This window comes from Actinoplanes sp. NPDC049265, from assembly GCF_043197135.1.
Taxonomy (GTDB): Bacteria; Actinomycetota; Actinomycetes; order Mycobacteriales; family Micromonosporaceae; genus Actinoplanes.
This window is the reverse complement of the sequence record NZ_JBICSP010000002.1, coordinates 847,036-866,058: the sequence shown is the minus strand read 5'-3', so window position 1 is coordinate 866,058 and position 19,023 is coordinate 847,036. Positions and strand designations below refer to the sequence as shown.

The 19,023-nt window shown below is 70.9% G+C and carries 17 protein-coding genes; 13 read left to right on the top strand and 4 right to left on the bottom strand.

Annotated features, from left to right (window positions below; all coding sequences use genetic code 11):
• Window positions 1-4 precede the first annotated feature (4 nt).
• Entirely contained in the window at window positions 5-1,024 is a 1,020-nt protein-coding gene (locus ACGFIO_RS09610) for a TRM11 family SAM-dependent methyltransferase (protein WP_392824246.1), read from the bottom strand.
• A gap of 49 nt (window positions 1,025-1,073) precedes the next feature.
• Here ACGFIO_RS09610 and ACGFIO_RS09605 point away from each other — a divergent pair, with 49 nt between their 5' ends.
• From ACGFIO_RS09605 to ACGFIO_RS09580, 6 genes are all read left to right on the top strand, one after another.
• Entirely contained in the window at window positions 1,074-1,367 is a 294-nt protein-coding gene (locus ACGFIO_RS09605; protein WP_392824243.1) for a DUF503 domain-containing protein, read from the top strand.
• 109 nt (window positions 1,368-1,476) lie between these two features.
• Window positions 1,477-1,947: a 30S ribosome-binding factor RbfA gene (gene rbfA, locus ACGFIO_RS09600; protein WP_392824240.1), complete on the top strand. Its 471-nt coding sequence runs from the start codon at window positions 1,477-1,479 to the stop codon at window positions 1,945-1,947.
• Window positions 1,944-2,987: a bifunctional oligoribonuclease/PAP phosphatase NrnA gene (locus ACGFIO_RS09595; RefSeq protein ID WP_392824238.1), complete on the top strand. Its 1,044-nt coding sequence runs from the start codon at window positions 1,944-1,946 to the stop codon at window positions 2,985-2,987. The genes rbfA and ACGFIO_RS09595 overlap by 4 nt, the downstream gene beginning before the upstream one ends.
• 355 nt (window positions 2,988-3,342) lie before the next feature.
• Window positions 3,343-4,671, top strand: coding sequence for an MATE family efflux transporter (locus tag ACGFIO_RS09590; protein WP_392824235.1), 1,329 nt, complete (start codon window positions 3,343-3,345; stop codon window positions 4,669-4,671).
• A 1,019-nt stretch (window positions 4,672-5,690) separates the two neighbouring features.
• Window positions 5,691-5,960 carry a flagellar biosynthesis protein FliQ gene (fliQ, locus tag ACGFIO_RS09585; RefSeq protein ID WP_392824380.1) on the top strand — a complete coding sequence of 90 codons (270 nt, stop codon included), beginning with the start codon at window positions 5,691-5,693 and terminating at the stop codon, window positions 5,958-5,960.
• A 30-nt stretch (window positions 5,961-5,990) separates the two neighbouring features.
• Window positions 5,991-6,458: an SRPBCC family protein gene (locus tag ACGFIO_RS09580; RefSeq protein WP_392824232.1), complete on the top strand. Its 468-nt coding sequence runs from the start codon at window positions 5,991-5,993 to the stop codon at window positions 6,456-6,458.
• 32 nt (window positions 6,459-6,490) lie between these two features.
• On the opposite strand, the gene truB is transcribed toward ACGFIO_RS09580, so the two are convergent.
• Window positions 6,491-7,372: a tRNA pseudouridine(55) synthase TruB gene (gene truB / locus ACGFIO_RS09575; protein ID WP_392824230.1), complete on the bottom strand. Its 882-nt coding sequence runs from the start codon at window positions 7,370-7,372 to the stop codon at window positions 6,491-6,493.
• Between the two features lie 77 nt (window positions 7,373-7,449).
• Between truB and ACGFIO_RS09570 the strand changes: the two genes are divergently transcribed.
• Window positions 7,450-9,000 carry a glycoside hydrolase domain-containing protein gene (locus ACGFIO_RS09570; protein ID WP_392824228.1) on the top strand — a complete coding sequence of 517 codons (1,551 nt, stop codon included), beginning with the start codon at window positions 7,450-7,452 and terminating at the stop codon, window positions 8,998-9,000.
• 62 nt (window positions 9,001-9,062) lie between these two features.
• Here the strand turns inward: ACGFIO_RS09570 and ACGFIO_RS09565 are convergent, their stop codons facing one another.
• Window positions 9,063-9,455: a response regulator gene (locus ACGFIO_RS09565; protein WP_392824226.1), complete on the bottom strand. Its 393-nt coding sequence runs from the start codon at window positions 9,453-9,455 to the stop codon at window positions 9,063-9,065.
• 25 nt (window positions 9,456-9,480) lie between these two features.
• Window positions 9,481-12,117 (bottom strand): response regulator, encoded by a 2,637-nt coding sequence (locus tag ACGFIO_RS09560; RefSeq protein WP_392824224.1) that lies wholly within the window; start codon window positions 12,115-12,117, stop codon window positions 9,481-9,483.
• A gap of 55 nt (window positions 12,118-12,172) precedes the next feature.
• Here ACGFIO_RS09560 and ACGFIO_RS09555 point away from each other — a divergent pair, with 55 nt between their 5' ends.
• From ACGFIO_RS09555 to dapB, 6 genes are all read left to right on the top strand, one after another.
• Entirely contained in the window at window positions 12,173-13,105 is a 933-nt protein-coding gene (locus tag ACGFIO_RS09555) for a bifunctional riboflavin kinase/FAD synthetase (RefSeq protein ID WP_392824221.1), read from the top strand.
• Between the two features lie 115 nt (window positions 13,106-13,220).
• Window positions 13,221-13,490 (top strand): 30S ribosomal protein S15, encoded by a 270-nt coding sequence (gene rpsO / locus ACGFIO_RS09550; protein ID WP_221378653.1) that lies wholly within the window; start codon window positions 13,221-13,223, stop codon window positions 13,488-13,490.
• 166 nt (window positions 13,491-13,656) lie between these two features.
• Window positions 13,657-15,969: a polyribonucleotide nucleotidyltransferase gene (locus ACGFIO_RS09545; RefSeq protein WP_392824218.1), complete on the top strand. Its 2,313-nt coding sequence runs from the start codon at window positions 13,657-13,659 to the stop codon at window positions 15,967-15,969.
• Window positions 15,970-15,977: 8 nt separating this feature from the next.
• Window positions 15,978-17,312, top strand: coding sequence for a M16 family metallopeptidase (locus ACGFIO_RS09540; protein WP_392824216.1), 1,335 nt, complete (start codon window positions 15,978-15,980; stop codon window positions 17,310-17,312).
• Window positions 17,309-18,268 (top strand): phosphatase PAP2 family protein, encoded by a 960-nt coding sequence (locus ACGFIO_RS09535; protein WP_392824213.1) that lies wholly within the window; start codon window positions 17,309-17,311, stop codon window positions 18,266-18,268. The genes ACGFIO_RS09540 and ACGFIO_RS09535 overlap by 4 nt, the downstream gene beginning before the upstream one ends.
• Entirely contained in the window at window positions 18,265-18,999 is a 735-nt protein-coding gene (gene dapB / locus ACGFIO_RS09530) for a 4-hydroxy-tetrahydrodipicolinate reductase (protein WP_392824210.1), read from the top strand. The genes ACGFIO_RS09535 and dapB overlap by 4 nt, the downstream gene beginning before the upstream one ends.
• The last annotated feature ends 24 nt before the right edge of the window (window positions 19,000-19,023 follow it).

The window sequence follows — 19,023 nt, the reverse complement described above, 5'->3', positions numbered from 1 at the left end:
TCTGTCATTTCCGGGCTATCAGCACATCGCGTTCGATCGACTGGTCTACGCGGTGGGCCAGGTCGTCGTGCTCGACCGGGGTCAGGCCGTTGGCGATCAGGATGTCCTCGGCGTGCTCGCGCCGGGCCACCTTGAGATTCCAGGAGAGGCCGATCGCTCCGCCCGGGCGCAGCAGGGTGGCCCAGTGCGGCACGGCCCGCTCCAGCAGGTCCAGTGGGCGGCGGGAGAGGCCACCCTCGTCGTCGTAGCTGCCGTGCGCCACGCCGTAGGGCAGGTCGGCCACCAGCACGTCGGCGCAGCGGGGCTTGAGCAGGCCGTCCAGCTGGGTGGTGTCGGCGTGGATCACGGTGACCTGCTGGGTGGCGCCGGCCTTGTGGTCGTCCTTGGACGCGGCCAGCGTGACCTCGAGGCGGCGGGCGGACTTCCGGCCCTGGCGGCGTACCGGATGAAGGTCGGCGGTGTGCTTCAGGCGCTTGCGCTTGAGCCAGGTCTGCAGGAACGACTTGTAGGCGTCCACGTCCTTGCCGTCGAGCTCGACCCCGATCGCGTCGTAGCCGTACATCAGAGCCTGGTTGAGGGTGGTGCCACGGCCGCACACCGGGTCGAGGACGGTCAGCCCGCCGGTCAGCATCCGCTTGGCCGACTCGGAGGCCAGCACGGTCAGGTTGAGGACGAGCTTGGTGAACTGCTCGTTGGTCTTCCCGGCGTACTTGGGAATCGTGATCAGATCGCTGTCGTAGCGGGCGAGCGGGCTCAGCGTGACCGGCCGGAGCAGCTCGCCTTCGCTTTTGAACAAAGCGAAGGCCGAGGACAGATTCGACAGGTACGCCACATCTTGCGCGGTCAGGTCGCCGGTGAAGGTGAGGTACGGCACGCCACCGATCACGGTGGTCGCGATCTCGTCCGGGCGGGTGTCGAGGACGCCGGCGAAGGCATTGAGCTCGGCCATGGCCAGCCTCGCGGCCTGATCGGCGTAGACGCGGTTGGCGGACGGGGCTAGGAGCAGGGCGTACGGATCGGGCATCGGGAAAGAATCGCATGCCGTTTTCCGGCCGTACGCGTAAGGTGCGGCCGTGTTCACGGAGACCGCATTGTTCGACATCCTGTTGCCCGGCGACTCGCGGTCGCTGAAGCAAAAGCGAGGGTACGTCCGGCCGATCATCGCGATGCTGCGGAAGTTCGAGGTCAGCGTGGCCGAGGTCGGTCATCTGGACCTGCACGGCCGGGCCGCGATCGGGGTGGCCGTGGTGGCCGCTGACCTGGCCCACGCCCGGACCGTGATCGACACCTGCGAGAACCAGGTGGCCGGCCGGCCCGAGATCGAGTTGCTGTCGGTGAAGCGCCGGCTACACGGCGATGAAGACTAAGCGGTGGGTTATCCACAGACGGACCCTCGGGACGTTCGGTCGTAACGGCACGTGGGTAGGCTCCACCCGTTGGGATTCACGGGGTTACGTTCTGTCGGAGGTGGGCGAGATGTCGGATCCGGCCAAGACCCGTCGGCACGCCGAGCGCGTGCGTGAGCTGGTTGCTTCCCTGGTGCGGGAGATCAAGGATCCCCGGCTCGGCATGGTGACGATCACTGACGCGCGGCTCACGGGTGACCTGCGCGACGCGACCGTCTACTACACGGTCCTCGGCGACCCGACCGAGCAGGCGGCCACGGCCGCGGCGCTCGAGAGCGCCAAGGGCATGCTGCGCAGCCGGGTCGGCCACGCGCTGGGCCTGCGGCACTCGCCCAGCCTCAGCTTCACCCTGGACAACGTTCTCGACCACGTCAACGAGATCGACGATCTGCTGGCGGCGGCCCGGCACCGCGACGCCGAGGTGCAGCGGCTGGCGGCCGGCAAGCAGTACGCGGGCGAGCCCGACCCGTACAAACCCGAGCCCGAGGACGACGACGAGGGCGAACCCGATCGGGTGGGCGCCCGCGAGGACCAGGGGTGACCGAGCTGGCCACCCGCCCGGCGCCGGCCACGACGACGGAGTCCGACTGGTCGGCGGCGGTCGCGGTGATCCGCGAGCTGTCGCCGGCCGGCCGGGTGCTGCTCATCTGTCACGTCAACCCCGACGGCGACGCGCTGGGCAGCATGCTCGGCTTCGCGCTCGGGCTGCGCCGGCTCGGCGTGACCCGGTTGCAGGCGACGTTCCCCGGCGTCTTCGAGGTGCCCGAGCCGTTCGCCGAGCTGCCCGGTGTCGACCTGCTCGTGCCCGAGGCAGAGGTCTGGACCGATCCCGACCTGGTCATCACCTTCGACGCGGCGGCGTCGTCGCGGCTCGGCGCGCTGGCCGACCGGCTGCCGGCGGCGCGGGCCACGGTGGTGCTCGACCACCACGCGTCCAACGCCGGGTTCGGTCAGGTCAACCTGGTCGACCCGCATGCGGCGGCCACCTCGGTGGTGGCCGTGGCCCTGCTCGACCGGCTCGACGTGCCGCTCGACGCCGAGATCGCCGAGTGCCTCTACGTCGCCCTGGCTACCGACACCGGGTCGTTCAAGTTCGACATGACCACGCCGGCCGTGCACGAGCTGGCCGCCCGGCTGATCGCGACCGGGCTGCGGCCGGGGGAGATCTCCCGCCGCACCTTCGACACCCGCCCGTTCGAGGCGGTCAAGCTGTTCGCCGAGGTGCTGGCCCGGGCCGAGCTCGACCCGGCCGCGGCGGCCGGGCACGGGCTGGTGTCGACCTACGTGACGCGGGACGATCTGGCGCGGCACGGGCAGCGAGCGTACGTGATGGATGCCCTGATCGACCCGGTCCGCACGGTGGCCGAGGCCGATGTCGCCGTGCTGGTCAAGCAGACCGGCGAGCAGACCTGGGCGGTTTCCCTGCGCAGCAAGGGCGCGGTCGACGTGAGCGCGGTGGCGGTCGCCCTGGGCGGCGGCGGGCACCGGCTGGCCGCGGGCTACACCGGGCACGGCACGCCGGCCGAGATCGTGGCCGAGGTCCGGTCCCTGGTCGAGGGGCACCTGCTGTCGGCTGAGTGACTCTCCGTCCCGCAGAACGGGAACCACCCAGCGGCCGACCTGACTGAACGCTAGTTTGGGTTAACGGTCATTTGGTTCCGTCGCGGTCGTGACCACCGCCCGTTGCCGGAACCATCAGCCACCGGCGTCCGGCGATCCCGGACTGGTCCTGTTTGTTCAGGGTGCATCCGATGCGATGTGCCTGCTCTGCCCGTGGAAGGACCCACGATCATGGCCGCCAAGCCGAAGCCCCAGCCGTCCCCCGACGAGGCCCGCGAGGCCCTGCGCCGCGCCCTCCAGACGTCGATGGACACCCGCCAGTAAGCACCATTAGCCGGTTTGCCTCCTTACTGCTCGGCGGGCATCATGAGAACTCATGAGCCCGCCTGCCGAGCAGACGCCCGCCCCCGCCTCCGCGTCGGCGCGGCGGATCGCCCAGCTGGCCCTGCCGGCCCTCGTCGTCCTCGCCGCTGAGCCGCTCTACGTCCTGGTCGACACGGCCGTCGTCGGGCACCTCGGCGCCGTCCCGCTCGCCGCCGTCGCGGTCGGCGGCACGGTGATGTCGCTCGCCGTCTGGTTCGGCACGCTGATGGCGTACGGAACCACCGGCCGCGCCGCCCGCCGGTTCGGTGCCGGCGACCGCGGCGCCGCCGTCGCCGAAGGCGTACAGGCCTCGTGGCTCGCGCTCGCCACCGGCCTGCTCCTCGTCCTGATCGCCGAAGTCGTCGCCGGCCCGCTCGCCCGAGCCCTGGCCAGCGACCCGTCCGCCGCCGAGGCCGCCGCCGGCTGGCTCCGCATCGCCGTCCTCGGCGCGCCCGGCCTGCTGCTCGCCGCGGCCGGCAACGGCTGGATGCGCGGCGTGCAGGACACCCACCGGCCGCTCTGGTTCATCCTCGGCGCCAACGTGCTCAGCGCCATCCTCTGCCCCCTGCTCGTCTACCCCGGCGGACTCGGCCTGACCGGCTCGGCCATCGCCAACGTCACCGCCCAGACCGTCGCCGGCGCCCTCTTCCTGCTGGCGATCATCCGCGAACACGCGCCGCTGCGGCCGCTGCCCGCGGTGATCGTCAACCAGCTCGTACTCGGCCGCGACCTGCTCATCCGCGGCGGCGCCTTCCAGGTCTGCTGGCTGTCCGCCACCGCTGTGGCGGCCCGCTTCGGCGTGGCATCGGTCGGCGCCCACCAGATCGCGCTGCAGCTGTGGTTCTTCGCGGCGCTGGCCCTGGACGCGGTCGCGATCGCCGCCCAATCCCTGGTCGGCGCGGCACTGGGCGCCTCCGACCCGGTGAGCGCACGCGACGTCGCCCGGCGGGTGACCGTCGCCGGCGGGGTGGCCGGAATCGGGTTCGCCGTGCTGGCCGGCGCCGGCGCCGGAGTGATCCCGTCCCTGTTCACCGGCGACGCGGCCGTACGCGACCAGGCCGCGGTGGTGTGGCCGTGGTTCGTGGGGCTGCTGCCCTTCGCCGGGGTGGTCTACGCATTGGACGGTGTGCTGATCGGCGCGGGGGACGTGGGGTTCCTGCGCAACGTGACTGTCGCGGCGGCGTTGCTCGGGTTCTTGCCGGTGGTGTGGCTGGCGTACGCGTGGTCGTGGGGGCTCGGAGGAGTCTGGGCCGGGCTGGGGTTGTTCACGTTGGTGCGGTTCGGCGGGATGTTGTATCGGTGGCGGTCGGCTCGGTGGGCCGTGCTCGGTGCGACTCGCTGAGGCTTCGGGTCTGGCGGGCGACTCGCTGCGGCTTTGGGTTGGCGTTCGGGGTGTTTTGTGCGGCCTTGGGTCGGTGGTCGGCGTGTGCTTTGTGCGGGTTGGTGGAGTTTGCCGGCGGCCGGAATGGGTGCGCCCTGTAGGTGACGCCGGCTCGCGGCGGGCGTGGCGTTGCCGGTGGTAGGTCCGGGCGGTTTCCGTGGCTGGGGTGGCGCTCTGGACTACCACTGTGGCGGGGTGGTGGTGGGGCTGGGTGGTGGTCGGGGGTTGCGTGGCGGTGTGGGCGGCCACTGTGGCGGGGTGGTGGTGGGGCTGGGCCGTGGTCGGGGGTTGGGCGGCGGCGTGGGCTCGCACTGTGACGGGTGGTGGAGGGCTGGGCGGTGTGGGCGGTTGGGATGCCGCCTTGGGCTACCGCTGCGGGCCACGATGGCGCGTGGGTGGCGGCGGGGGGAGTTCGTGGGCAGCCCGGCCGCCTGGCGAACCGGCCTGTACCGCTGTTCGGCCTGCCACTTTGCACAGGCCTGTGGACGCCGTGGGTGATGGAATGGCCGCTGTGGACAGTTCGCTGGAATGTCGAATTCGCGGGCTACGGTGACGCCCACCCAGTGCCGGGGTGGGGGAGGTGGCGGTGCGGCGGGAAGATCGCGAAGCGATGGGGATGCGCGAGGCGGGGAGAGGGTTCGGCACGGTGGGCGGGGAGAAAGCGGTGGGCGGGAAGGAAGCGCGGTTGGGCGGGAAGGAGGCGGTGGGCGGGGAGCAGGCGGTTGGGCGGGAAGGAGGCGGTGGGCGGGGAGCAGGCGGTTGGGCGGGAAGGAGGCGGTTGGGCGGGAAGGAGGCGGTTGGGCGGGGAGCAGGCGGTGGGCGGGGGAGCAGGCGGTGGGTGAGGAGCAGGCGGTGGGGCGGGGTGGGGGAGATTGCTGGTGGGTGTGCCGGTAACGGGGGAAGCGGGCGGCAACCGAGTGGCAACCGGGTTGAGCCCGGTTCGCACTCCGGGAAAACTCAAGTTTGGCGAAGTGAAGGGCATGACCGACACGCAGATCGTTGAGTTGGGGCTTCAGGCCATGACCATCGCGGCGAAGATGTGTGCGCCGATTCTGTTGACCGCGCTGCTCATCGGGTTCGCGATCTCGCTGTTCCAGTCGGTGACGCAGATTCAGGAGGCGACGCTGTCGTTCGTACCCAAGGCTATCGGTGTGGGTGTGGCGATTCTGTTCTCCGGCAACTGGATGCTGCACGAGATGATTTCGTACACGCAGCAGCTGTTCGAGAGGATTCCGGCTCTGCTGGCCTGACGATTTGCGACGACCGCTACCGTTTCGGCCATGACGCGGTGGGTTCGGTCGGTGGAGCGGCATATCGGGGCATCCGCGGAGGTGCTGTACGCGCTGGTGTCCGACCCGGACCGGCATCGGGAGTTCGACGGTTCCGGCGGGCTCGTGACCAGGACCGAGGCCAGCACCAGCGAGCGACCGCTGCATGAGGGCGACTGGTTCAGCTTCGACATGAATTTGCGCGGGCGGTACGCGATGACCAGCACCGTCATCGAGGCCGAGCCGTTCCAGCGGTTCGCCTGGCAGGCCCGTCCGCACCGCGACGTCCGCGGGTGGCGGCGGATGTTCGGCGGCCGGATCTGGCGGTACGAGTTCGAAGATCTGGGGGACGGGAGCACCCTGGTCCGGGAGAGCTGGGATCTCTCCGAGGAGCCCCTGAGGTTCATGATGATGGTCGGTGGCAAGGCGGCCATGCGGGTCATGGACCGGTCGCTGGCGCTGATGAGCGAGAGAGTCTAGGCCGGAGAGAGAGTCTGGGCCGGCGAGAGAGGCTAGGCCGGCGCCAGGACGATTTCGGCTCGAGCCTGGCCGGACTTCTCGCTGACGATGGCCAGCAGCAGGCCGTCGGGGGAGAACACCGCGTACGGGCCGGTGATGCCCACGGCCGTGAGGCGGCCGCCGTGGCGCATGATCCGGGTTTCGTCCTCGGTGGCGATCCGCTCGGGGAAGGCGCGGCGGGCGGCGTCGGCCATCGGTAGGGTGATCACGTCGGGGGCGCGGGTCTCCAGGGTGTCCAGGGTGGACGCCTCGGCCAGGGTCATCGACCCGACGGCGGTGCGTCGCAGTGCCGTCAGGTGGCCGCCGACACCCAGGGTGGCGCCGAGGTCGCGGGCGATGGCGCGGATGTAGGTGCCCGAGGAGCAGGCCACGTCGATGTCCACGTCGACGACCGCATCGGCCCGGCGGATGTCCAGAATATCCAGCCGGGAGATGGTGACCGTGCGCGGCGGGAGCTCGACCGCCTCGCCCTCGCGTACCCGCTTGTAGGCCCTCTCGCCCTTGATCTTGATCGCGCTGACCGCGCTCGGCGCCTGCTGGATCTCGCCGGTCTGGGCCCGCAGCCCGGCGGTGATCGCCTCGTCGGTGACGGTGGACGCGTTGGCCTGCGCGGTCACGTCACCCTCGGCGTCGTCGGTGATCGTGCTCTGGCCCAGGCGGATCGTCGCGGCATAGCTCTTGCCGGCGCCGATCACGTACGTGAGCAGGCGAGTCGCCCGGTTGACGCCGATGATCAGCACGCCTGTGGCCATCGGGTCGAGGGTGCCGCCGTGCCCGACCCGCCGGGTTTTGGCCAGGCGGCGGATCCGCGCGACGACGTCATGTGACGTCATGCCGGCGGGCTTGTCAACTACAATCAGGCCATCCGTTTCCATCTCGTCCACCCTATGTGGCACGGGAATTCGGCCGTCCGGCCCATCCGGGGATCGACCGACTTTGCTTTCATCCTGCGATGGACATCTATCGCGGCGCCGCTGCCGCCGCTCTCGCCGCCGTCGCGGTCGCGGTGACAGCCACCCCGGCCGTGGCCGATTCGGTGCATCCGGGGACGTTCTCCGGCGAAGGCTTCGACGCCTGCACCGCCCCGACCAGCGCGACCATGCGGGCCTGGGCCTCCTCGCCGTACCGCGCGCTCGGCATCTACTTCGGCGGCAGCAATCGTGCCTGCGCCCAGCCGCAGCTGACCGCCGCCTGGGTTTCCGAGCAGACCGCCGCGGGCTGGCATCTGATTCCGATCTATCTGGGGATGCAGGCCTCGTGCACGCTCTCGACCAAACCCAACAAGATCGACAACACGCGGGCGTACGCGCAGGGCCGTGAAGCCGCCGCCGACGCGGTCGTGCAGGCTCAGGCGATCGGGCTGGCCGGCGACAGCACGCTGATCTACGACATGGAGGCGTACAACGCCAACGATCCGGCCTGCTCCGAGGGCGTCGTGCAGTTCATCGGCGGCTGGTCGGCCCGCCTGCACGACCTCGGCTATCTGTCCGGGTTCTACAGCAGCATGGCCTCCGGCGTCCGGGACCAGGTCGCCGCCTACGACCGGGCCGGCTACGTCCGCCCCGACTACGTGGACTTCGCCCGCTGGGACCAGTTGTCCACGACCACCGACCCGGACATCCCGTCGGCCTACTGGTCGCCGCACCGCCGGATCAAGCAGTGGCGCGGCGACCACGTCGAGTCGTACGGCGGCGTCTCCATCAACATCGACAACGACCGCCTGGACGTGGCCCCGGCCCCGCCCACGCCGAGCGGCGACTACACCCGCAACGGCTGGTCCGATCTGCTCACCCGGAACGGCGGCACGCTGGAGATCCACCCGGGCAACGGCGGGGTGCTCGACACCACCCAGTCGATCACCTTCGGCGGTGGCTGGGCCGGGATGAACGCGATCGTCCGGTTCCCGGACTGGGACGGCGACGGCAACGAGGACGTGATTGCCCGGGACTCGGCCGCGAGCAACCTCTACTTCTACGCGGGTACGACGACCGGGCTGGGCGCCCGTAAGCAGGTCGGCTCCAGCTGGGGCGGGATGCGGGAGCTCACGCCGGTGGGCGACTTCAACTCCGACGGCTATCCCGACCTGATGGCGGTACGCAACGCCGACAACAGCCTCTACCTCTATCCGGGGCAGCCGGGCGTGTCCTTCGGCGCGCGGGTGAAGGTCGGCGACGGCGACTGGGACACGATGAGCGAGCTCGCCGGGCTGGGCGACTTCGACCGGGACGGCACCAACGACCTGGTCGCCCGGGAGACCGCGACCGGCATCCTGTACTTCTACGCCGGCCGGGCCGGTGGTTTCGCGGCGCGGCGGCAGGTCGGCAGCGGCTGGGAGGGTCAGCACGACCTGGTCGGCGTCGGTGACGTCAACCGGGACGGCTTCACCGACCTGATCGCGACCAATGCCAACGGTGTGGTCAACCGTTACGAGGGCGACGGCACCGGCTTCCCGCGCCGCTTCCGGATGGCCACCGGCTTCGGCAACCGGACACCGGCCTTCTAGCCAGGCAGGTGCTGCGCGACCACCGCGACCTAACCGGGCAGGTGCTGCGCGACCACGGCGACCTAACCGGGCAGGTGCTGCGCGACCACGGCGACGAGGTCGGCGGCGGCGTACGGCTTGTCCAGGAAGCCGTCGCAGCCGGCCTCGATCGCTGCCGCCCGGTCCTGGGGCAGCACGCTCGCGGTGACCGCGACCACCGCCGGGTGCCCACCGGCCGGCGCCACGTCACCGGCCGCCAGTTCCCGGGCCAGGGTCAGGCCGTTGCCGTCGGGCAGGTTCATGTCCAGCAGCACGAGGTCGACCGGCTCGCTGGCGAGCTGCTGCCGGGCGGTGGCCAGGGTGCCCGCGTCCAGGATCTCGGCCTGCCGGACGGCCTCGATGTCGGCCCGGGCCAGCACCGCCTTGACCAGCGTCCGGTTCAGCTCCTCGTCCTCGACCAGCAGGATTCTGCTCACTCAGGTGTCCTTCCACGCCGGGGAATCAGGTGTCGTTTCTCGGTTGCGAACGCCGGCCGAGCAGCGGCGCCAACGTCTCCCAGCCGGCCCCGCCGGCCATCGCCTCGGCCAGCACGCCCCCGGCCATCGCGGTGGCCACCAGGGGCACCGCGTCGGCCGGGTCGGCGCCGCTGGCGGCGGTGATGCCCAGGACCGGCGTGTGCGCCGACTCCTCGGCGATCGCGGCCATCAGGCTGAACCCGTCCACGTCGGTGGTCTGCATGTCGCAGACGATCAGGTCGAAGTGCTCGGCCCGGCTGCGTTCCAGCCCGTCCCGGGCCTCGGCGCAGGCCACCACGTCGGCGCCACCGGCCCGCAGGCCCTCCTCGATCGCGACCCGGACCTGGTCGTCGTGGTCGACCACGAGCACCCGCGGGCTGGACCGGTCGGCCAGCGTCTGTGCCAGGGCGCCGAGCAGGGCGGCCTGGTCGACCGGCTTGACGAAGTAGTCGCGGGCGCCGAGGGCCAGCCCGGCCTGCCGGTCGTCGACGATGCTGGCGAAGAAGACCGGGATCCCGGCCAGCCGGGTGTCGGCCTTGAGCCGGCGGATCACCTCCCAGCCGTCGATGCCGGGCAGGGTCACGTCGAGCACGATGGCGTCCGGCGGGTGGGTGCCGGCGGCGGCCAGCCCGTGTTCGCCGCTGCCGGCCACGTCGACGCGGTAGCCGGCCGCGCCCAGCTGGGTGCTGAGCAGTTCGGCGGACTGCGGGTCGTCCTCGATCAGCAGTACCCGCGGCGTGGTGTGGTCGCCGCCGTCGACATCCGGGACGACGCGAAGGACGGGGGCGGCCGGTAGGCGTACCCGGAAGGAACTGCCCTGACCCGGCGCCGACACCAGCGAGATCTCACCCTCGTGGGCCTCGACCAGCCACTTGGTCAGCGCCAGCCCGAGGCCGGTGCCGGCCCGCCGCCCCTCGTCGTCGCCGGCCTGCTGGAACTCCTCGAAGACGCGGATCTGGTCGGCCGGCGCGATCCCGATGCCGGTGTCGTCGACGATCACCTCGACCGAGTCCTCGCCCAGCGGGCGGGTGGTGATCGTGAGGGTGCCGCCCTCGGGGGTGAACTTGATCGCGTTGGAGAGCAGGTTCTCCACGATCTGCCGGAAGCGCACCCGGTCGGCCAGCGCGGTCGCCTCCCGCAGCTCGGAGTCGACGTTCAGCTGCTTGGTGGTGATCAGCGGGGCGAGGCCGGTGAGCAGTTCGGTCACCGCGGTGTCGATCCGCAGCGGGGCGAGCCGCAGATCCAGCCGCCCGGCCTCGACCTTGGCCAGATCCAGGATGTCGTTGATCAGGCCGAGCAGGTGCCGCCCGCTGGTGTGGATGTGCTCGACCCACTCGGCCGGGACCCGCCGCCGGTCGCCGTCCGGCTCCTCCAGCCGCATCAGGTCGCTGAACCCGATGATGGCGTTCAGGGGGGTACGCAGCTCGTGGCTCATGTTGGCCAGGAACGTGCTCTTGGCTTGGCTGGCCCGGGTCAGCGCCTCGACCGACGCGCTGAGTTCGTCGGAGAGCCGGCGCTGGGCGTTCATCACCGCCTGCCGCTCGGCCAGGATCCCGGCCTGCCCGCCCAGCGCGGCCAGCAGCCGCAGGTCTTCGTCGCTGAACAGGGTGCGGTGCCGGTTGAAGAGCAGCACGGCGCCGTCCACGTCCGGCGGCACCGGCATGCTCAGCACGGTGACGAAGTCGTCGGTCAGGTCGTCACCGTAGTGCGCGACCAGCGCCGGGCTGCTTTCCCGGAGCCGGGCCGGCCGGTCGGCCCGGATCAGCGCGGTCAGGTCGGCGTTGGCCAGGTCGTCGGGGCGGGGCAGGGGCGGGCCGGAGTAGCCGATGGTGGCGAGTTGACCGTCGGGCCGGGGCATGAGTACGCCGACCGCGTCCGCGCCGGTCTGCACCCGCATGATCTCGGCGTAGATCTGCCAGACCTGCTCCGGCGACTCGACCGGGGCCCGCAGCAGCCGTTCGGTGACGCGTTGCACGGTGACCGCGGAGAACACCCGGCGCAGCCAGCGGGGCGGCGCGAACGCGACCAGGTAGCCGAGGGCGCTGATCACCGCCAGGGTGCGGCCGCCCGCGGTCAGCGCGGGTGTGTGGGTGAAGGTGCCGAGGCCGCTCAGCGCGACCATGCCGCCGAAGGCCAGGGTGGCGGTGGCCGCGATCATCAGCCGGGCCTTGTTGGCGCCGGTGCGGCGGCGCGCCTTGCCGATGAGCAGGCCCGCGGCGACGCACTCGCCGGCCAGGAAGACGGTGACGACCAGCGCGAGCACCGGGTTGCTGGGGGTGATGCCGGTGAAGAGCCGGGCGCCGGCCACGAACACCCAGATCAGCCAGACCAGCAGTTCGAGCCTGCGGGGCACCGACCGCAGCCGCGCGGCCAGCCGGACGGTCAGGCACGGCTGGGTCAGCAGGATCGCCACCGCCACCGGGGTGACCCAGGCGGGCACGATGCCGGGTGCCATCTGCGTCACTGTCGACGCGGTGAGCACGGTCGGCGGCAGGAAGAGGAGCGTGATGTTCCCCAGCAGGGGGTCGCGGCGGAGCAGGTAACTGATCAGGGACCGGACGAAGAGCGCCGCGAAGGTCAACTCCGCGCCGAACAGGACGATGCGGCTCCAGTCGGTACCCATATCGGGACTGATCGTATCTTTTCGGCGGCCCGAAGACGGCCGATACGCTGTGCCGATGCAGCGCTGGCGGGGTTATGAGGCGGTGCCGGGCGGCTGGGGTCGCTCGGTCGTGACGATCGGCGTGTTCGACGGCGTGCACCGCGGACACCAGGCGATCATCGGCCACGCGGTGAAGCGGGCCCGCGACCTGGGCGTGCAGTCCGTCGTGGTGACCTTCGACCCGCACCCCTCCGAGGTGGTACGCCCGGGCTCGCACCCGGCGGTGCTGACCGAGGCCGTCCGCAAGGCCGAGCTGATCGAGGAACTCGGCGTCGACGCGCTCTGCATAGTGCCCTTCACCCCCGCGTTCTCACAGCTCAGCGCCGAGGCGTTCGTGCACGACGTGCTGGTCGAGGCGCTGCACGCCACCGCCGTCGTGGTCGGCGACAACTTCCGGTTCGGGCACCGGGCGGCCGGCGACGTGACGCTGCTCTCGGCTCTGGGCCGGTCGTTCGGCTTCGGGGTCGAGGAGGCGCCGCTGGTCGCCGACGACGGGGTGGTGTTCTCCTCCACGTACATCCGCAGCTGTGTCGACGCCGGGGACGTCCGGGCCGCGGCCGCCGCGCTGGGCCGGCCGCACCGCCTCGGCGGCGTCGTCGTCCGAGGTGATCAACGCGGCCGTGAGCTGGGCTTTCCCACCGCCAACCTGATGTGCCACCGGTACGCGGCGATTCCCGCCGACGGCGTTTACGCCTGTTGGCTGGTGCGCGGCGGGGTGCACGCGGGCCGGCGGGCGGCCGCGGTGTCGGTGGGCACCAACCCGACCTTTTCCGGGCGGGAGCGCCGGGTCGAGGCGTACGTGCTCGATTTCGACGGCGATCTCTACGGCGAGCGGGTGTCCCTCGATTTCGTCGAGCACCTCCGTGAGCAGCGCGCCTACGAAGGGATCGAGCCGCTGGTGGCGCAGATCCGTGACGACGTGGAACGGACCCGTGAGCTGTTGAGTTAAGCGGCTGGTAATGTTGGGGGTGCTGGGCTTCACCAGCGACCGGTCTCGCCTGCCTGCCCGACGCCGCGGGCGCGAGAATTCTTCCGGCCACCGGCAACACAGAATTTCGGAGATTATGGCGCTCGATCAAGAGACCAAGACCAAGATCATCGACGAGTACAAGGCGCAGGACGGTGACACCGGGTCGCCCGAGGTGCAGGTCGCGATGCTGACCAAGCGGATCGCCGACCTCACCGAGCACCTGAAGGTGCACAAGCACGACCACCACAGCCGCCGTGGGCTGCTGCTGCTGGTCGGCCGCCGCCGCCGACTGCTCAACTACGTGCAGAAGAAGGACATCGCGCGCTACCGGACGCTGATCGAGCGTCTCGGCCTGCGCCGATAGCTTTCACCGGGGGAGCGGGTGCCATACCGCTCCCCTTTTCACAACCCCACGGACCCGCCGCGGCCGGTCCTCGGTAGTGGTTCCCGAGCTCGCCTCGGGCACTTCGATCGAAGACCGGCGTACACAATTCCCGTCGGGTCCTTCGACGAAGGAGTTCCAACTCAAGATGCCAGAGCAAACCGCTCTTGGGACCGAGTCCCGCACCGCCGTGATCGACAACGGGTCGTTCGGCACCCGCGAGATCACCTTCTCCACCGGCCGGCTGGCCAAGCAGGCCGCCGGATCAGTTGTCGTCCAGCTGGGCGACACCACCGTTCTCTCCGCCACGACCGCGTCCAAGCAGCCGAAGGAGCACTTCGACTTCTTCCCGCTGACGGTCGACGTCGAGGAGCGGATGTACGCCGTGGGCCGGATCCCCGGCTCGTTCTTCCGCCGCGAGGGCCGCCCCAGCGAGGACGCCATCCTCACCTGCCGGCTGATCGACCGGCCGCTGCGCCCGTCGTTCACCAAGGGCCTGCGCAACGAGGTCCAGGTCGTCGAGACGATCCTGGCGCTCGACCCGCAGCACCCGTACGACGTCGTCGCCATGAACGCCGCGTCGATGTCGACCAAGCTCTCCGGCCTGCCGTTCTCCGGCCCGGTCGGCTCGACCCGCGTCGCGCACGTCGAGGGCCAGTGGGTCGCCTTCCCGACCCTGGAAGAGCTCGAGCGGGCCACCTTCGACATGGTCGTCGCCGGTCGCGTGACCGCCGACGGTGACGTCGCCATCATGATGGTCGAGGCCGAGGCCACCCCGCACGCGATCAAGCTGATCCAGGCCGGCGCCACCGCGCCGACCGAGGAGGTCGTGGCCAGCGGTCTGGAGGCCGCCAAGCCCGCCATCCGCGAGCTGTGCCGGGCGCAGAGCGAGCTGGCCGAGATCGCCGCCAAGCCGGTCGCCGAGTTCCCGGTCTTCCTGGACTACCAGGAGGACGTCTTCGCCGCCGTGACCGACCTGGTCCGTGACGAGACCGCCGAGGCGCTCAAGATCGCCGGCAAGGCGGAGCGCGAGGAGTCCCTCGACCTGATCAAGGCCAAGGCCCAGGAAAACCTGGCCGAGCGCTTCGAGGGCCGCGAGAAGGAGATCTCCGCCGCCTTCCGGTCGCTGACCAAGTCCGAGGTCCGGCAGCGGGTGCTGCGCGACCAGGTCCGCATCGACGGTCGCGGCCCGCGGGACATCCGGCCGCTGAGCGCCCAGGTCGGCGTCCTACCGCGGGTGCACGGCTCGGCCCTGTTCGAGCGGGGCGAGACCCAGATCATGGGCGTCAGCACGCTGAACATGCTGCGGCTGGAGCAGGCACTCGACACCCTGGCGCCGGAGAAGTCCAAGCGCTACATGCACAACTACAACTTCCCGCCGTACTCGACCGGTGAGACCGGCCGGGTCGGCTCGCCCAAGCGCCGCGAGATCGGGCACGGCGCGCTGGCCGAGCGGGCCCTGGTGCCGGTGCTGCCGTCGCGCGAGGAGTTCCCGTACGCGATCCGCCAGGTCTCCGAGGCGCTGGGCTCGAACGGCTCGACCTCGATGGGCTCGGTCTGCGCCTCCACCCTGTCGCTGCTGTCCGCCGGTGTGCCGCTGAAGGCCCCGGTCGCCGGCATCGCCATGGGCCTGATCTCGGACGAGGTCGACGGCAAGACGCAGTACGTCGCCCTGACCGACATCCTGGGTGCCGAGGACGCGTTCGGCGACATGGACTTCAAGGTCGCCGGCACCAGTGAGTTCGTCACCGCGCTGCAGCTCGACACCAAGCTCGACGGCATCCCGTCGGACGTGCTGGCCGGAGCGCTGCAGCAGGCCCACGACGCCCGCACCACCATCCTCGAGGTGATGGAGCAGGCGATCAACTCGCCGGCCGAGATGTCCGAGTACGCCCCGCGGGTGACCTCGGTCAAGATCCCGGTCGACAAGATCGGCATGGTGATCGGGCCCAAGGGCCAGACCATCAACGCGATCCAGGACGAGACCGGCGCCGACATCTCGATCGAGGACGACGGCACGATCTACGTCGGCGCGACCAACGGCCCGTCGGCCGACGCCGCGGTCGAGCGGATCAACGCGATCGCCAACCCGACGCTGCCCAAGATGGGTGACAAGTTCCTCGGCACGGTGGTCAAGACGGCCGCGTTCGGCGCGTTCATCTCGCTGCTGCCCGGCCGTGACGGCCTGCTGCACATCTCCAAGGTGGGCGACGGCAAGCGGGTCGAGAAGGTCGAGGACTTCCTCAACGTCGGCGACAAGGTCGAGGTCCAGATCGCCGACATCGACCAGCGCGGCAAGATCTACCTGGACAAGGTCCGGCCCGAGGGCGCACCCGCCCCCGAGGCCTCCGCCGAGTCCCGTCCGCCTCGTGAGGACCGTGCTCCCCGTGAGGGCGGCGACCAGCCCCGCCGGCGGCGCCAGCGTTCCGGCGGCGGCAGCGACCGTGGCCGCGACAGCTGACCCACGGAATGACAGAAAGTGACCGCGGGCCGGCCGCCAGGCCGGCCCGCGCTCTTACCAAGACCCTGCAGGACGGCGTGCGGCGCACGGTCCTGCCGAGCGGCCTGCGCATCGTCACCGAGAGCATCCCGACCACCCGCAGCGCCTCGGTCGGCGTGTGGGTCAACGTCGGCTCCCGGGACGAGACCGCCACCATGTCCGGCGCCTCCCACTTCCTCGAGCACCTGCTGTTCAAGGGCACCGAGAAGCGGACCGCGCTGGACATCTCGGCCGACATCGAGGCGGTCGGCGGCGAGACCAACGCCTTCACGACCAAGGAATACACCTGCTTCTACGCGCGGGTGCTGGACGCCGACCTGCCGCTCGCCGTCGACGTGCTGTGCGACGCGGTGGCCGCCTCGGTCCTCGCCCCGGCCGACGTCGAGGTCGAGCGGGGCGTGATCCTCGAAGAGATCGCCATGCACGAGGACGAGCCCGGTGACGAGGTGCACGACATCTTCACCGAGTCCGTGTTCGGGGCGGAGAGCCCGCTCGGCCGGCTGATCTCGGGCACCGAGGCGACCATCTCGCCGATGACGCGTACCCAGATCAACAGCTTCTACCGCAAGCGCTACCTCCCGCCGCGCATCGTCATCGCGGCGGCCGGCCACCTCGACCACGCGACAGTGGTCCGGCTGGTCCGCAAGGCACTGGCCGGGACCGCGCTGGACACCCCGGCCGCCCCACCGGAGAGCCGCCGCGCCTCCGGCCGCAAGGTCAGGACGCTCCCGGTGCGGACGATCGTCCGCCCACGGGACACCGAGCAGGCGCATCTGGTGCTCGGCGGGCCCGGCATCAGCCGGCTCGACCAGCGGCGGTTCGCGCTGGGCGTGCTCAACAACGTGCTCGGCGGCGGCATGTCGAGCCGGCTCTTCCAGGAGATCCGGGAGAAGCGCGGGCTGGCCTACTCGGTCTACTCGTACGACACGCAGTACGCCGACGCCGGGGTGTTCGGCGTCTACGCCGGCTGCGCGCCCGGCAAGGTCGACGAGGTGCTCGACCTGACCCGGGCCGAGCTGGCCTCGGTCGCCGCCAAGGGCGTCACGGCCGAGGAGGTCGCCCGGGGCAAGGGCATGGTCAAGGGCGCGTACGTGCTGGGCCTGGAGGACACCGGCTCCCGGATGAGCCGGATCGCCAAGTCCGAGCTGCTCTACGACGACCTGATGCCGGTCGACGAGCTGCTGGCCCGGGTCGACGCGGTCACCCTGGACGACGTCAACCAGGTCGCCTCCGAGTTGCTCGGCGCCCCGATGTCGCTGGCCGTGGTCGGACCGTTCGAGGCGGGTGCCTTCGACCACCGATGACCACGACCCTGACTCCCCCCTCGGAAAAGAGCGACCTGCGACAGCGCCGCATCATCGGCATGTCGGTGTGGACGGTCGTCTTCGCGGTCGGCACCTACTTCATCGGGGTGCCGACCAGCGACCCGCTGATCGCCTTCGGCTGGCTGTGGCTGGCCACCGTGGCCTGGAACAACCACTGGCCGATCAAGCGCCACCTGCTGTTCCTGCGCGACTGGCTGCCGATCTCGCTGCTGCTGATCGTCTACAACGTCTCCCGCGGGTACGCCGACGACCTGTTCGCCCCGCACGTCCACGAGCTGATCGACACCGACCGGTTCCTGTGGGGCTGGCTGACCGGCGGCGAGGTGCCGACGCAGTGGCTGCAGCACCACCTCTACCGGCCGGGTGTCGTGCAGTGGTGGGAAGTCGTCGTCTCGCTGGTGTACTTCTCGCACTTCCTGACCGTGCCGACCATCGCGGTGCTGCTGTGGATGCGGTCGCGGGCGCAGTGGGCGCGGTTCATGCGGCGCTGGTTCACGCTGTGCGTGATCGGGCTGGTCACGTACTTCCTCTATCCGGCCGCGCCGCCCTGGTGGGCCGCCGAGCCGGAGCACGGTTCGCTGATCGCGGCCACGCGCATCTCGACCAACGGCTGGGACGCGATCGGGCTGCACGGCGCCGGCAACACACTCAACGCGCTGCAGGTCGAGGCGTCCAACCCGGTCGCCGCGATGCCGTCGCTGCACACCGCGTTCGCGATGATGGCGGTGGCGTTCTTCCTGCCCTACGTGCGGCGGCGCTGGTGGCCGCTGCTGCTCGCGTACCCGCTGGCGATGACCTTCACCCTGGTCTACAGCGCCGAGCACTGGGTGATCGACGTGCTGGTCGGCTGGGCCTACGTCGGCCTGGTCTTCCTGGCCGTGGGCGCGGCCGAGCGCCGGTGGACGGCCCGCCATGAGCTAGGTTCTACCCCGTGACGATCCACGTTGGGGTTCTGGGTTCTCGCGGCCGCATGGGCCTGGAGGTGTGCAAGGCGGTCGACGCCGCCGACGACCTCGAGCTGGTTGCCGCGATCGACGACGGAGACCCGCGGTCCGCCGCGGCCGGTGCCCAGGTGCTGGTCGACTTCACCACCCCCGACGCGGTCATGGACAACCTCCGCTGGGCGATCGGGCAGGGCATCCACATGGTCGTCGGCACGTCCGGCTTCGGTGCCGACCGCCTCGACGAGGTCCGTGGCCTGCTCGCCGACCGGCCGGGGGTGGGCGTGCTGATCGCCCCCAACTTCGGCATCGGCGCGGTCCTGATGATGCAGTTCGCGGCCCGCGCGGCCCGATACTTCGACTCGGTCGAGATCATCGAGCAGCACCACCCGCGCAAGCTCGATGCCCCGTCCGGCACGGCCACGCACACCGCCCGGCTGATCGCGGCGGCCCGGGCCGAGGCCGGGTGCGCGCCGATGCCCGACGCGACCAAGGAGGAGCTCGCGGGCGCCCGGGGCGCGGAGGTCGACGGGGTGCGGGTGCACGCGGTGCGGGCGGCCGGGCTGGTCGCTCACCAGGAGGTTCTGTTCGGCACGGCCGGCGAGACGCTGACCGTCCGGCACGATTCGCTCGACCGGGCGTCGTTCATGCCCGGGGTGCTGCTGGCCGTGCGCGCGGTTCCCGGCCGCCCCGGCCTGACGGTCGGCCTCGATCCACTTCTGTGAAAATCTGATGTCGTAGCTCGGTGG

Excerpts from the sequence above, each read along its gene's own strand:
- ACGFIO_RS09560 (WP_392824224.1), bottom strand. The coding sequence starts at position 12,117 with ATGGGTACCGACTGGAGCCGCATCGTCCTGTTCGGCGCGGAGTTGACC.
- rpsO (WP_221378653.1), top strand. The coding sequence starts at position 13,221 with ATGGCGCTCGATCAAGAGACCAAGACCAAGATCATCGACGAGTACAAG.
- rbfA (WP_392824240.1), top strand. The coding sequence starts at position 1,477 with ATGTCGGATCCGGCCAAGACCCGTCGGCACGCCGAGCGCGTGCGTGAG.
- truB (WP_392824230.1), bottom strand. The coding sequence starts at position 7,372 with ATGGAAACGGATGGCCTGATTGTAGTTGACAAGCCCGCCGGCATGACG.
- ACGFIO_RS09570 (WP_392824228.1), top strand. The coding sequence starts at position 7,450 with ATGGACATCTATCGCGGCGCCGCTGCCGCCGCTCTCGCCGCCGTCGCG.
- ACGFIO_RS09540 (WP_392824216.1), top strand. The coding sequence starts at position 15,978 with ATGACAGAAAGTGACCGCGGGCCGGCCGCCAGGCCGGCCCGCGCTCTT.
- ACGFIO_RS09555 (WP_392824221.1), top strand. The coding sequence starts at position 12,173 with ATGCAGCGCTGGCGGGGTTATGAGGCGGTGCCGGGCGGCTGGGGTCGC.
- ACGFIO_RS09610 (WP_392824246.1), bottom strand. The coding sequence starts at position 1,024 with ATGCCCGATCCGTACGCCCTGCTCCTAGCCCCGTCCGCCAACCGCGTC.
- fliQ (WP_392824380.1), top strand. The coding sequence starts at position 5,691 with ATGACCGACACGCAGATCGTTGAGTTGGGGCTTCAGGCCATGACCATC.
- ACGFIO_RS09535 (WP_392824213.1), top strand. The coding sequence starts at position 17,309 with ATGACCACGACCCTGACTCCCCCCTCGGAAAAGAGCGACCTGCGACAG.
- ACGFIO_RS09580 (WP_392824232.1), top strand. The coding sequence starts at position 5,991 with ATGACGCGGTGGGTTCGGTCGGTGGAGCGGCATATCGGGGCATCCGCG.
- ACGFIO_RS09590 (WP_392824235.1), top strand. The coding sequence starts at position 3,343 with ATGAGCCCGCCTGCCGAGCAGACGCCCGCCCCCGCCTCCGCGTCGGCG.
- ACGFIO_RS09545 (WP_392824218.1), top strand. The coding sequence starts at position 13,657 with ATGCCAGAGCAAACCGCTCTTGGGACCGAGTCCCGCACCGCCGTGATC.